The sequence below is a fragment of the Lutibacter sp. A80 genome, from assembly GCF_022429645.1.
Lineage (GTDB): Bacteria > Bacteroidota > Bacteroidia > Flavobacteriales > Flavobacteriaceae > Lutibacter.
In genome coordinates, this window is the sequence record NZ_CP092480.1 from 283,832 (window position 1) to 298,235 (window position 14,404).

A 14,404-nucleotide genomic window follows, 5' to 3' on the forward strand; every position below is an offset into this window, starting at 1 on the left:
GGTCTATGAAAACCTAACATTTAAAAGTAAACATTTAGACTTAAACTTCCTAAAAAAAATGTTTTTTTAACTTCAACAACCAATTCAAAACATTCAATTAAAAAAGTAATTGATATCATAAAACACTTCATTTTTTTTAAGTACTTTTAACCCTCTTTGACAAATTAGTTTTTACATATTTGTTAAAAAAAATGCTAAAATGAAATTTCAAATAACCAATTAAAGCAAGCGTTTTACTCTATAAAGCTATTGATAGCTTGTAAATCAAAATAAAAAATATGCTTTTGTGGTTTACTTAAAATATTAAATACATAAAATTATAAATGAACACCCAATCACACAACAAACTTGTATCCTTTATTTGGTCTATTGCAGACGATTGTTTAAGAGATGTTTACAGCCGTGGAAAATACAGAGATGTAATATTACCAATGGTGGTGTTGCGTAGATTAGATGCGCTGTTAGAGCCAACCAAAGATGCAGTAATGGAAGAATTAATATTCCAACGTGATGAAGCAAAATTTACGGAATGGGATGAAGGTGGGTTAAGAGAAGCTTCTGGATATGTTTTTTACAATACCAGTAAATGGACTTTACAACGCTTACACAATACGGCAACCAACAACCAACAAATATTACAAGCTAATTTTGAAGAATATTTAGACGGTTTTAGTTTCAATGTAAAAGAAATCATTCAAAAATTCAATTTAAAAGGTCAGGTAAACAAAATGGCTTCTAATGATATTTTATTGGATGTTTTGGAAAAATTTACGTCGCCAAATATCAACTTAACACCATTTGAAAAACCAGATCCCGATGGTAGAAAATTACCGCCGCTTTCTAATTTAGGAATGGGGTATGTTTTTGAAGAATTAATTAGAAAATTTAACGAAGAAAACAACGAAGAAGCTGGTGAGCACTTTACACCACGTGAAGTAATTGATTTAATGACACATATTGTGTTTGATCCTATTAAAAATAATTTACCACCAGTAATGACTATTTATGATCCTGCTTGTGGTTCTGGAGGAATGCTCACCGAAGCACAAAATTTTATTAAAGATGAAGAAGGAGAAATAAAAGCAACAGGCGATGTGTATTTGTATGGTAAAGAAATAAACGAAGAAACCTATGCCATTTGCAAAAGTGATATGATGATTAAAGGAAACGATCCCGACAATATTAGAGTGGGTTCTACCTTATCTACCGATGAATTTGCAGGGCAATCATTTGACTTTATGCTGTCAAATCCTCCCTACGGAAAATCTTGGTCAAAAGAATTAAAATATATTAAAGATGGTAAGGATGTAATAGATCCTCGTTTTAAAATTCAACTCAAAGATTATTGGGGTGTTGAAAAGGAAGAAGATGCTACACCACGTTCTAGTGATGGGCAATTACTGTTTTTAATGGAAATGGTGAATAAAATAAAACCATTAAACCAAAGCCCAAAAGGTTCTCGTATTGCATCGGTACACAACGGTTCTAGTTTGTTTACAGGTGATGCTGGCGGTGGAGAAAGCAACATTAGACGCTATATTATTGAAAACGATTTGTTAGAAGCCATTATTCAAATGCCAAATAACTTGTTTTATAACACAGGTATTACTACGTACATTTGGTTATTAAGTAATAACAAAGCGGCAAACCGAAAAGGAAAAGTACAATTAATTGATGCCGGACAATTATACCGTAAACTTCGTAAAAATTTAGGAAATAAAAACTGTGAATTTGCGCCAAAGCATATTACTAAAATTGTAAATACGTATGCAAAAATGCAAGCTATTGAAAGTTCGGGTGAACATAGTATTGCATCACAAATTTTTGATAATGAAGATTTTGGGTATTACAAAGTAAGCATAGAACGTCCAAAACGATTAAAAGCACAATTTTCTGAAGAACGCATTGAAATTTTGCGTTTTGACAAAGCAATTAAAGAGCCAATGCAGTGGGCTTTTGAAACCTATGGCGAAAAGGTATATACCAACATTGTAGCTTATAAAGAGGAGATAGAAAACTGGTGCGAAAAAAATGAGTTGAATCTAACAGCAGCTAATAAAAAGAAACTGTTAAAACAAGAAACTTGGAAAAAGCATTTAAACTTAGTTACCGAAGCTACAGCCTTAATGGAAACTATTGGAATTAAAGAATATAACGATTTTAATATATTTAAGAAGTTAGTTGACAAGCAATTAAAAACTTCAAAATCTAAAGTAGGTGCAAGTGAAAAGAAAGCCATTTTAAATGCGGTAAGTTGGTACAGTCCAGATGCTGAAAAAGTAGTTAAAAGCACTACAAAAATTACAGGTGATAAACTAACAAAACTCTTATCACATTTAAGCTGTGAAGAAAAAGATTTACCAAACTTTGGATATTTCCCAACCGTCATTGCGAGGCGCGAAGCAACGAAGCAATCTGCCAATAAAGGAATGTACACCACCTACGAAACTGAAAGCGACCTACGAGACACTGAAAACGTACCACTAAAAGACAATATACAAGCTTATTTTTTACGAGAAGTAAAACCACACGTATCAGAAGCTTGGATAAATCTAGACGCTACCAAAATTGGCTACGAAATTAGCTTCAACAAATACTTTTATAAACACACACCTTTACGAAGTATTGAAGAAGTAACAGCAGATATTGTAGGTTTAGAAGAAAAAAGCGATGGTTTAATTGCGGAAATTTTAAACTTGGTATAATGGTAGTAGAAAATAACATACAACGCTACAACAAGTATAAAAATTCTGGTGTAGAATGGTTGGGTGAAATTCCTGAGCATTGGGAAGCTTTGGCAAATAAATATATTTTCAATTTGAAGAAAAATCAAGTTGGAAAAAATTCAGACAAGTATGCTTTACTGTCATTAACTCTTAAAGGGATTGTAATTAGAAATATAGAAAACGGAGGGAAATTTCCAGCTGAATTTAACACCTATCAAGAAGTTAAAAAAGGAGATTTTGTTTTTTGTTTGTTTGATGTAGAAGAAACTCCTCGTTGTGTAGGTTTATCTAATTATGAAGGAATGATTACAGGTGCTTACACTGTAATGGAACCAAATGATGATTTTGATAGAAGTTTTTTATACTATTTCTATTTGAATTTAGATGCAGATAAGAGAATGAAACCTTTATATACGGGGTTAAGAAATACAATTTCTAAAGATAATTTCTTTTCTTTTAAAACGTTTGTTCCTCCCTTAAAAGAACAAACCGCCATAGCCCAATTTTTAGACGATAAAACCACCAAAATAGACGATGCTATTGCTATTAAAGAGCAACAAATAGCCTTGCTAAAAGAACGCAAACAAATTTTAATACACAAAGCGGTAACCCGTGGTTTAGATGATAGTGTTACTTTGAAAGATTCTGGTGTAGAGTGGATTGGGGAGATTCCTGAGCATTGGGAGGTGAAGCGATTGAAGTATTTTGCAAATATTCAAGGCGGTTTCGCTTTTAATTCTAGTGATTTTAAGGATGAGGGAATACAGATTATTAAAATAGCTAATACTTATATGAATCGTTTAAGTTTGGATAGACAACCAACCTTTGTTGATAAATCATATTTACAATCTCATAAGGATTGGGTTGTTTCTAAAGATGATATATTAATGTCTTTGACAGGAACTTTAGGTAAAAAGGATTATGGTTTTGCAATTTTGATTGATGATGATACTAAATATTTATTAAATCAAAGGGTTGCAAAGATTACTGCTAAACATAATTTTGAGCCAGAATATCTTGTAATTTTATTACAAAGTGATAGTTATCTGAATCAGTTGTATTGTTTACCAGCAGGAACAAAACAAGCAAATTTAAGTAATGATAATGTTGTTAATATAAAGATGCCTATACCACCTCTAAATGAAAGAGTTGAAATTTCAGAATTTATTGCAAGTGGCAGTGAAAAAATAGAAACCGCCATTAGCTTAAAACAACAAGAAATTGAGAAGTTAAAAGAGTATAAAAGCAGTTTAATAAATAGTGTGGTAACTGGTAAGGTAAAGGTGTGTTAGAAAAGTTATAATTAATAAATATCTTTGATAAATAATTAAAAATAAAATGGGAGAAGAAAATAACGAGCTTGAAAGTAAAAGTACATATTTGTCTAATAGTAGTACTTCACTATATAATGTTAATTATAGCTACACAGGTGTTGAGGATGACAATGAGAATGAAACATTAAATGATCCCTTTAATCCAAATGATATTTCAATTGATTCAAAGGGAATGGCAATGGATATGTGTTTGAGAAGATTAATACAAGGCACCATTATTTTAAATCCTGATTTTCAAAGGAAGGAGGTTTGGACATTACCTAAGAAATCACAATTGATAGAGTCTTTGATGCTTAAAATACCTATTCCAATGTTTTACGTATCTGCTGATGAAAAAGGAAATTTAACTGTGGTTGACGGACTTCAGCGTTTAAGTACAATAAGAGATTTTATTTTAGGTAAAGAATATTTAGCAACCAAAAATGAAAAATTAAAAGGAGATGGGTTTAAATTACGGAGTCTTGAATTTTGGAAAGATTTTGATGGTGATAGATTTAATGATTTACCAGTTCATTTACAGAATAGAATTTATGAAACGGAATTTCAGTTTACTATAATTAATCCTGGAACACCTGAAGAAGTAAAACGTAATATTTTTAAAAGAATTAATACCGGAGGAATGCCTTTAAGTAGTCAGGAAATTAGAAATGCCTTATACATAGGAAAATCTACTGAATTACTAAAGAACCTTTCTAATACAGAGGAATTTAAACTTGCCACTAATAATTCTGTTAAAGATTTGAGAATGGCTGATAAAGAATTGATATTGAGGTTTTTATCATTTTTAGTCATTGATTACAAAAAATACAAAAAAACAATTGGCATAAATTCTTTTCTAAGCAATGCAATGATAATTATTAATTCATATCCTGAATTTGAAAGTCGAGATTTTATTAAAATGATAAAAGAAGGACAAGTTAAAAAAGAAGATATTAATGTACTTTGTATTGATAAATTGGAATACTTATTTAAAATAGGAATGCAAAGGGCGTTTGATATTTTTGGAGATCAAAGTTTTAGGAAAAGCTCATATTTAGAAAAAAAATCTCCAATTAATAAAAATTTGTTCGAGATGTGGGGAGTTTTACTTTCAAAATTAAACTCAAATGAATTTTCAATTTTATTGAATAATAAATACGAATTGATTTCTGAATATGTAGAACTATTGAAGGATAATACTTTTGAGAAAGATACATCAAGAGATAGTATGAAAGCAACATCTGTCCTTCGCCGATTTAATAATATAAAACAACTTTTAGAAAAACATATAAAATGATAGGGTCAATAACTTTAAAAGGATTTAAATCATTCCTTTATAATACCATAAATTTTGGAGGTCTTACAGTTCTTACGGGATTAAATAGTAGTGGGAAAAGCAGTGTTATTCAAGCAGTATTAATGGGAGAGCAAGCAATACAAAAGGGTGAATCCTTATTGGAAGGCTTTGGGGATTTTTCAGAACTTAAAAATCAATATTCTAAAAAATTAGAAATAACTGCAGAGTTTGGTGGAAATGAATGTGTCACTATAAATGAAGATGAAATTATACTTACCGGAAAACCTGACTTTACTTGTAGTTATATTTCGGCAGATAGATTTGGACCTCGGACATCTATTCCTTTAATTTATGGAAACAATTATCATATAGGGAATCAGGGAGATAATATTACAAAAGTTATAGAACATTTTGAAAATGAAATAATCCCAAGTTCAGTAAAACATAAAAATTCTCAAGGAGATACATTTTATTACAATTTGGAAGCTTGGTTAGGAATTATTTCTCCAAACACTAAATTTAAATCAGTTATTAATAAAAAAAGCGATACATCATACATAACATTTAATGAGCATCGTTCTAAAAACGTAGGATTTGGATTAAGTTATACTTTACCTGTAATAGCGGCACTTTTATTAGGTGCTATTTCTGGAAAAACAGTCATTATTGAAAACCCAGAAGCTCATTTACATCCTAAAGGTCAAACGGAATTGGCAAGGTTGATTTCTTTAGTAGTCGAGGCTGGTTCACAAGTAATAATTGAAACTCACAGTGATCATATTTTTGATGGAATTAGAATATTTGCTAAAGAAAATGAATCTTCTTTTAACGAAAAAATAAAAACATATTGGTTTGAATTGGATGAAAAAGGAAATACAGATATTCAAGAAGCAATAATAGATGAAAATGGTAGACTAAAAGAGTGCCCAGATGGATTATTTGATCAATTTGAAATAAATTCACGACAACTTCTTTAAATGTTTTTGCTATGGAAAAATTTTATTTTAATAATGAATGTATTGTAGGTGCAATCAGTAAGAATGATATAGATATATCATTAAAAAAAACACTTAAACAATTTAAGGAAGTAGTTAAAAAAACTAATGTTTTAAATGGGATAATTACCGAAAGCTTACCTTCTTCATTAGAATTAATGGATTCTTATACACTATTAGATGCTATAGAAAATATTGGTGATAGAGAATTGAAACGTTTAGCCTTTTATTATTTTCAAAAATTTCCGATTGAGAATGAATTTAATATTGAAGATGAATCTATATTTGAAAAGGAATTTAGCTTATTGTTAGGAGGTAATAGTATTTCAACATTCTATCTTCCTTTCATTTCTATCGAAAAAGGTTATTCGTTTACTTTACAGGTTCACGACGATTTAAAGTCTCATCAATTAGAGTTAATAGAAAATAATAACCCTAACGATAGACTAATAGTAAATAATCTGTATGGAGAAATTGATAATACAGAAGTTATTAAAACTATTATTGATGAAATTGAAAAACTAAAATTATCCTCTCTTGAAAAAGTGAAATCAATTATTGATGAGGTAAAGACACATAAATCATTTGATCGTGATTTTTTAAAGCTTTCACCAATTGAGCAAGAGTCAATATTGACTCTATTCAATAATTCTAAAGGAGAAAAATACCTTTTTCCAATAAAACCTGATAAGGATAAAATAAAAGAAGTTACTCTCGACAAAAGTGTTATAAATGTTTATGAATTGAGAGTTTTCAATCCAAAATCCTTAAGAGTTTATTTTTCATTTAAAGAAACGACACTGTTAATTGGATTTTTAGGAACAAAATCAAGTGGTAATCAGGATGATGATATTAAATTCGCTGAACAAAGGCTAGTGAACCTTTATAATACAATCTAAACCAGATGAAAAGTAAAACCAACGAACAAGCATTAGAAGCAGCCATAGAAAAAGCCTTAACAGGAACCAGTTTGGAGATTTTAAAAGAAAATGAAATTGCTTTAAACGAACCACAAACTGCCTATGGAGGAAATGGTTTTTTTATAGGAAATCCTAAAGATTTCAATTTAAAATACGCAATCGATGAGGTTCATTTTTGGGAGTTTTTACAAACAACCCAAAAAGAAGAATTAGAAAAAGTACAACGTGCTGCTGACTGGAAATTAAAAATTTTAGAACGTTTTAACCGTATGATAAAAAAATACGGAGTATTGGAGTTGTTGCGTAAAGGGTTAGAAATTGGTGATGCACATTTTACTTTATTGTATCCAAGTCCGTTAGCTAGTAGTGGGTTAAAAGTAAAAGAAAACTTTGAGCAAAACCGTTTTTCAGTCACACGTCAATTACGTTATTCGTTAGACAATCCTGCAGAAGAAATTGATATGGTTTTTTTTATAAACGGTATCCCAATTATTACAATGGAATTAAAAAACCATTGGACTGGTCAAAATGCAAAGGTTCACGGTCAAAATCAATACAAGTTCAAAAGAGATAACAAACAACCTTTATTACAATTTGCTCGCTGTATCGTTCATTTTACAGTAGATACAGATGAGGTGTATATGACTACCAAACTAGCAGGGAAAGACACGTTTTTCTTACCATTTAATAAAGGAAATAATAATGGAAAAGGAAATCCTCCAAACCCAAATGGTCATAAGTCAGATTATCTTTGGAACGAAGTATTAACAAAAGATAGTATTGCAAACATCATTCAGCATTTTGTGCGTTTAGGAGGTACTAAAAAAGAAGCGTTAAATACAAGAACTTTATTTTTTCCAAGATATCATCAACTAGATGTTGTTCGTAAAATTGTAGACCACGCAACAAAAAATGGTACAGGACAAAAATATTTAATCCAACATTCTGCGGGTTCTGGCAAATCGTATTCTATTACTTGGGCTGCCTATCAATTAATTGAGACATATCCAGCAATTGAAAATATTCAAGGTAGTAAAAGTTTAGACCAACCATTATTTGATTCAGTAATAGTTGTAACAGATAGAAGGTTGTTAGACAAGCAGATAAAAGAAGATATCAAACAGTTTTCTCAAGTAAAAAACATCGTAGCACACGCACATTCTTCCAAAGACTTAAAAGAAAGTTTAGAGCAAGGTAAAAAAATCATCATTTCTACCATTCAAAAATTTCCGTTTATTGTAGATGGCATTTCAGATATGAGCGATAAACGTTTTGCTGTTATTATTGATGAGGCGCACAGTTCACAAAGTGGAACAGCGCACGATAATATGAACAGTGCAATGGGTCAAAAAGTAGAAGATCGAGATGAACTAGATGCACAAGATAAAATTATAGATGCTATGCAAGCTCGTAAAATGAGAGGCAATGCTTCTTATTTGGCTTTTACTGCAACTCCAAAACCTATTACTTTAGAAAAATTTGGAGTATCTCAACAAGATGGTAGTTTTAAAGAATTTCATTTATACTCAATGAAACAAGCCATTGAAGAAGGGTTCATTTTAGATGTGTTAAGTAATTATACCACGCTAAAAAGCTATTATGAAATTTCAAAATCAATAGAAGAAAACCCTTTATTTGATACGTCAAAAGCACAAAAAAAATTAAAAGCCTTTGTAGAGCAAGATGAAAGAACCATTGCTACCAAAGCAGAAATAATGTTAGATCATTTTATTCCAAAGTTAGTAAATACAAAAAAGCTAAAAGGAAAAGCGAAAGCAATGGTAATTACACAAAGTATTCAATCAGCTATCAGGTATTATTTAGCTTTAAAACGTTTGTTAGATAAAAAAGGAAACCCTTTTAAAATAGCAATTGCATTTTCTGGAGATAAAAAAGTAGATGGTATTGAATATAGCGAGTCAGGATTAAACGGTTTCCCTGAAAAAGATACAAGAAATAAATTTGATGAAGATGAATACAGAATTTTAGTAGTTGCAAATAAATATTTGACTGGTTTTGATCAGCCAAAATTGACTGCAATGTATGTAGATAAAAAACTACAAGGTGTATTGGCTGTGCAAGCGCTATCTCGTTTAAATAGATCTGCACCTAAATTAGGTAAGAAAACAGAAGATTTATTCGTGTTGGACTTTTTCAATAATATTGATGACATTAAAAAGTCATTCGACCCTTTTTATACTTCTACCAAACTAAGTGAAGCAACAGATGTAAATGTACTACACGAAATAAAAGACACATTAGATGATGTGGGGGTCTATGAATGGGAAGAAGTTGAAACATTTAATGAAAAATATTTTAATGGTGTTGATGCGCAAGAATTAAGTTATTTTATTGATGTTCCTGCAGAACGTTTCAATCAAGAACTGGAATTAGAAGATGAAGAAAAAGCAGATTTTAAAATTAAAGCAAAACAATTTGTAAAAATTTACGGTCAAATGGCATCTATAATGCCTTTTGAGATTGTAAAATGGGAGAAGCTATTTTGGTTCTTAAAATTTTTAGTTCCAAAATTAATCATCAACGATCCAGAAAGTGATAAATTAAATGAATTATTAAATTCAGTAGATTTATCAACCTATGGTATTGAGCGTGTAAAATTAAATCAAGTTATTGGATTAGATGATTCTGAAACAGAAGTAGATCCTCAAAATCCAAATGTTAGAGGAGCACACGGAGAAACAGAAGAAGATTTATTGGAAACAATCATTCAATCTTTTAATGAACGTTGGTTCCAAGGTTGGGAAGCTACACCAGAAGATCAACGAGTAAAATTTATTAGTCTAACTAAGTCAATTCAAGCACACCCAGATTTTAAAACCAAAGTTGCAGAAAACAAAGATGTTCAAAACAAAGATTTAGCTTTTAGAAAAATATTAGATGAAGTAATGTCTAAACAACGAAAACAAGAACTAGACCTATATCGTTTATATGTGAAAGACGACACCTTTAAACAAGCATTTTTTGATACAATGAAAAGAATGGCGCAGATGTAAATAAAACATATTTGGACATAATATAAAATCATATTTAAAAAACACTTGGTTCAAATATAAGGAAGAAATGAAGTTAGAACCATATACATATTTATATGGAAACCCTATAAAAGTAAACGTTCCAATAGACATTGGACTACCTAATAAATTTGGTACTATTTTTTAAGCTACGTTTTTTTTATCTATCATAATTATTCCAATCTTATCATTACAATTTACTCTTTTTGTGAAATGCTAATATCACTTTATTACTTATGCAGATTTCTATATAAAAGTATTCTTTTTTTGTTAAAAACTTATACTCATATAATGCGAAGTTTATTTAAACTATATATCCCATATTCAAAAAAAAAATAGGATCTCCAATTATAGTTTAACATATTCAAAATTGTTTATTGAAATTTTTTGTTCGATAAATTTAATGATATATAGGTGGATTTACAATAAAAGATGGATAGAAATATAAAAGACCCAATCCTTAAAGAAGTGGGTCTTTTTATAGGGAATTTAAATACTAATTAAAATGAGGAAATAGCTCTAACATAGGCATTATCTTTATTAGCTATATTTTGAATATCTTGATGAAAAGCTTGAATCCAAGCTCCTGTACTATCATATTCCGTAGAACTCCAATAGATACTTGGTGTAGTAGTATTAAATCCACCTATAGTATACCTCCTTAAGTACATTTCATGTAATTCATCTTTGCTTGGAAGGTACCAATCATCATTATTTCCTATAACTAATTGGTCACAAATTCTTGCCGCTATATTATTTTCACTGCACCCGTTTAGAATTTTATTAGTATTGTCTTGACCAGTACCCATCGCAGCAGAGGTTCCACCAATTAAAGTTGAAACACAACCCCAAGAATAAAAGCCATAAGTGGAGCCAACCGTTTGGTTCTGAGGAGCCGCTAATAATCCTGTACCATTAGAAGTGTTAAATTTAAAAATTACTCCACCTCTGTAAATTTTACCATATAATTCTGACAGTAGGCTATTATCACTTTGGTAAATCTGATTAGGTGTTTCTCCATTATTCAATCTACCTTGAATATCATCGCTTGAAATTATTGAACAATCTAATGAATAATTAGCAGTAGCATCTTTGGACCAAATAGTTGGTATTGCATTTAACTGTGTTTGATTTACTTGGATACAATTGAGTTGGTTATTATAGCAATATAATTTTTCTAAAGCTGTATTGTTACTTACATCCAAACTGGTGAGTTGATTTACCTGAACATTTAACCATGTTAAAGCTGTATTTTGACTCACATCTATACTTGTAAGTTGGTTATGGTTAACACCGATATATGTCAAAGCTGTATTTTGACTCACATCTATACTTGTAAGTTGGTTACCACCAACGGATAAACTTGTCAAAGCTGTATTATTACTCACATCCATACTTGTGAGTTGGTTTGAACCAACGGATAAACTTGTCAAAGCTGTATTGTTACTCACGTCCAAACTGGTGAGTTGGTTTTGGTTAACACCGATATATGTCAAAGCTGTATTGTTACTTACATTCAAACTGGTGAGTTGGTTATTGTTAACAGCGATATATGTTAAAGCTGTATTGTTACTTATATTCAAACTATTGAGTTGGTTATATTGGCCCCATAAATATGTTAAAGCTGTATTGTTACTTACATCTAAACTGTTGAGTTGGTTTTGGGCACAATTTAATGTTTCTAAAGCTATAAAGTCTTCAATTCCAGTTAAATTTGTAATAGCTTTATTGAAAATCTTTAAACTAGTTAACGTATTAATATTTGCTGTTAACACATAATCATCCAATACATCATCATAGCCTAAATCTATTAATGCTTTTTCAAAATTATTATCTGGGACGTATGTTTTTTGGGAATTGGAACAACCACTAGCATCAACTGCTTCACCACTTGGAGTGTTTGGACAAGTATCAACATTATCCATTACACCATCTCCATCAGTATCTTTTTGGGAATTTGAACATCCATTAGCGTCTACACTTTGACCACTTGGAGTGTTTGGACAAGTATCAACATTATCCATTACACCATCTCCATCAGTATCTTTCTGTGAAGTAGAACATCCATTAGCATCAACACTTTGACCACTTGGAGTATTTGGACAAGTATCAACATTATCCATTACACCATCTCCATCAGTATCTTTCTGTGAAGTAGAACATCCATTAGCATCTACACTTTGACCACTTGGAGTGTTTGGACAAGTATCAACATTATCCATTACACCATCTCCATCAGTATCTTTTTGGGAAGTAGAACATCCATTAGCATCTACTACTTCGCCACTTGAAGTGTTTGGACAAGTATCAACATTATCCATTACACCATCTCCATCAGTATCTTTCTGTGAAGTAGAACATCCATTAGCATCTACACTTTGACCACTTGAAGTGTTTGGACAAGTATCAACATTATCCATTACACCATCTCCATCAGTATCTTTCTGTGAAGTAGAACATCCATTAGCATCTACACTTTGACCACTTGAAGTGTTTGGACAAGTATCAACATTATCCATTACACCATCTCCATCAGTATCTTTCTGTGAAGTAGAACATCCATTAGCATCTACACTTTGACCACTTGGAGTGTTTGGACAAGTATCAACATTATCCATTACATCATCTCCATCAGTATCTTTCTGTGAAGTAGAACACCCATTAGCGTCTACACTTTGACCACTTGGAGTGTTTGGACAAGTATCAACATTATCCATTACACCATCTTCATCAGTATCTTTCTGTGAAGTAGAACATCCATTAGCATCAACTATTTCACCACTTGGGGTATTTGGACAAGTATCAACATTATCCATTACACCATCTCCATCAGTATCTTTCTGTGAAGTAGAACATCCATTAGCATCAACTATTTCGCCACTTGGAGTGTTAGGGCATTGATCAGTATCATTAAATACACCGTCTAAATCATTATCTGCTTTTTCAAAAACAGCTGAAATAGTTTTGTTAGAACTTATCGTTATAGTTATTGGGTTATTTGTTCCAGAGATACTTCCTGTCCATTCTTTAAAATTGAAATTTTCAGAAGCGGTTGCTTTAAGAGTTACTACATCTCCTTCGTCAAAAGTTCCTGTTGAAGGGGAAACGAAACCACCATTGGAAGGTGATGCTTCGGTAGTTAGTTTATATTGAACAATTGGATCATCCTTTGAACACGAAAAAATTAACAATAACACGAATAAGGCTTTGAAATATGATTTCATAATTTTTGTTATTAGATATTAGTTTTTTAAATAATTAAATTATAAAAATGAGTGATAATGCTCATAAGCTCAAACTTACCATTAATTAGTGTTTTTATTTTATGGGAATCCGTAATATGTTGAATAAAATTACTGGACTACCTAATAAATTTGGTGCTATTTTTAAATTAAATAGTGATGATATCTCAATAAAATATTTTTCATTTTTTAACTTCACAAGTTAAAAGTCTAAATTAGGATTGGATATCATAAACATACATATGTGTTATTCTGATAATTTTTATTACATTTATGGAAGTAATTAGATTAAAGATATTTTCACCTAATTTATTTGCTAATTAAGGAAATATTTAAAAAAATAAAATACTTGAAAAACAATTTTTTAATTATTCTATTAATAATACTAATTATTACAATTTCTTTAAATAGTTGTAGTAACGATAATGATGGTTCGTCATCATCAAATACTCTTTTAGAGTCATTGGGAGGGACAGAGTGGAAATATACTGATGGTGAAGATGTTAAATATTATAGATTTAAGAATAATTTATCAAGTCCATTTGAAGAATGGTGGGGGCTATTAATGGCAGCTGTTATGACTATTATTTATCGTCAAATGCTTCATCTATAGAAATTATAGAAAATTCAAAAGATAATTTTAAGGTTATATTAGATTATGGGCACGCTTCTGAAACTTATTTATTTACTATGTCAGGAAGTTCTCTTAAGTTAAATATAGGTGTCAATGATGGAGGTAATTTAAATGCTTTATTTTTTTTATTTGATAAGATTTCAAAAGGTTTTGAACAAAGGGGAAATTGTCCTGATTAAAATATTTATTTTATGAGTTCTAAAATATCTGCTAGATGTGACTGTGGATTACATAAGGGAATAAGA

Annotated in this window: 8 protein-coding genes; 7 read left to right on the plus strand and 1 reads right to left on the minus strand. The window is 30.6% G+C overall.

The window, feature by feature from the left end:
- The first annotated feature begins 323 nt into the window (after positions 1-323).
- The 6 genes from MHL31_RS01205 (at position 324) to MHL31_RS01230 (ending at position 10,265) form a co-directional block, all read left to right on the plus strand.
- Positions 324-2,705 carry a class I SAM-dependent DNA methyltransferase gene (locus tag MHL31_RS01205; protein WP_240227272.1) on the plus strand — a complete coding sequence of 794 codons (2,382 nt, stop codon included), beginning with the start codon at positions 324-326 and terminating at the stop codon, positions 2,703-2,705.
- Complete coding sequence (locus tag MHL31_RS01210) at positions 2,705-4,018, plus strand: restriction endonuclease subunit S (RefSeq protein ID WP_240227273.1); 1,314 nt, start codon at positions 2,705-2,707, stop codon at positions 4,016-4,018. The genes MHL31_RS01205 and MHL31_RS01210 overlap by 1 nt, the downstream gene beginning before the upstream one ends.
- Before the next feature lie 88 nt (positions 4,019-4,106).
- Positions 4,107-5,336, plus strand: coding sequence for a DUF262 domain-containing protein (locus tag MHL31_RS01215; RefSeq protein ID WP_240227274.1), 1,230 nt, complete (start codon positions 4,107-4,109; stop codon positions 5,334-5,336).
- Complete coding sequence (locus tag MHL31_RS01220) at positions 5,333-6,313, plus strand: DUF3696 domain-containing protein (protein WP_240227275.1); 981 nt, start codon at positions 5,333-5,335, stop codon at positions 6,311-6,313. The genes MHL31_RS01215 and MHL31_RS01220 overlap by 4 nt, the downstream gene beginning before the upstream one ends.
- Before the next feature lie 11 nt (positions 6,314-6,324).
- The gene (locus MHL31_RS01225; protein WP_240227276.1) at positions 6,325-7,230 is read left to right on the plus strand and encodes a hypothetical protein; all 906 of its coding nucleotides are present in this window, start codon (positions 6,325-6,327) and stop codon (positions 7,228-7,230) included.
- 5 nt (positions 7,231-7,235) lie between these two features.
- Positions 7,236-10,265: a type I restriction endonuclease subunit R gene (locus MHL31_RS01230; RefSeq protein WP_240227277.1), complete on the plus strand. Its 3,030-nt coding sequence runs from the start codon at positions 7,236-7,238 to the stop codon at positions 10,263-10,265.
- Between the two features lie 518 nt (positions 10,266-10,783).
- On the opposite strand, the gene MHL31_RS16280 is transcribed toward MHL31_RS01230, so the two are convergent.
- Positions 10,784-13,507, minus strand: a complete 2,724-nt coding sequence (locus MHL31_RS16280; RefSeq protein WP_305802698.1) for a thrombospondin type 3 repeat-containing protein — start codon at positions 13,505-13,507, stop codon at positions 10,784-10,786.
- Between the two features lie 367 nt (positions 13,508-13,874).
- Between MHL31_RS16280 and MHL31_RS01265 the strand changes: the two genes are divergently transcribed.
- Positions 13,875-14,138 carry a hypothetical protein gene (locus MHL31_RS01265; RefSeq protein ID WP_240227278.1) on the plus strand — a complete coding sequence of 88 codons (264 nt, stop codon included), beginning with the start codon at positions 13,875-13,877 and terminating at the stop codon, positions 14,136-14,138.
- Positions 14,139-14,404 lie beyond the last annotated feature (266 nt).

Bases quoted from the DNA above. Each gene is read 5' to 3' on its own strand.
- MHL31_RS01230 (WP_240227277.1), top strand. From the start codon at position 7,236: ATGAAAAGTAAAACCAACGAACAAGCATTAGAAGCAGCCATAGAAAAA.
- MHL31_RS01220 (WP_240227275.1), top strand. From the start codon at position 5,333: ATGATAGGGTCAATAACTTTAAAAGGATTTAAATCATTCCTTTATAAT.
- MHL31_RS01225 (WP_240227276.1), top strand. From the start codon at position 6,325: ATGGAAAAATTTTATTTTAATAATGAATGTATTGTAGGTGCAATCAGT.
- MHL31_RS01210 (WP_240227273.1), top strand. From the start codon at position 2,705: ATGGTAGTAGAAAATAACATACAACGCTACAACAAGTATAAAAATTCT.
- MHL31_RS16280 (WP_305802698.1), bottom strand. From the start codon at position 13,507: ATGAAATCATATTTCAAAGCCTTATTCGTGTTATTGTTAATTTTTTCG.
- MHL31_RS01205 (WP_240227272.1), top strand. From the start codon at position 324: ATGAACACCCAATCACACAACAAACTTGTATCCTTTATTTGGTCTATT.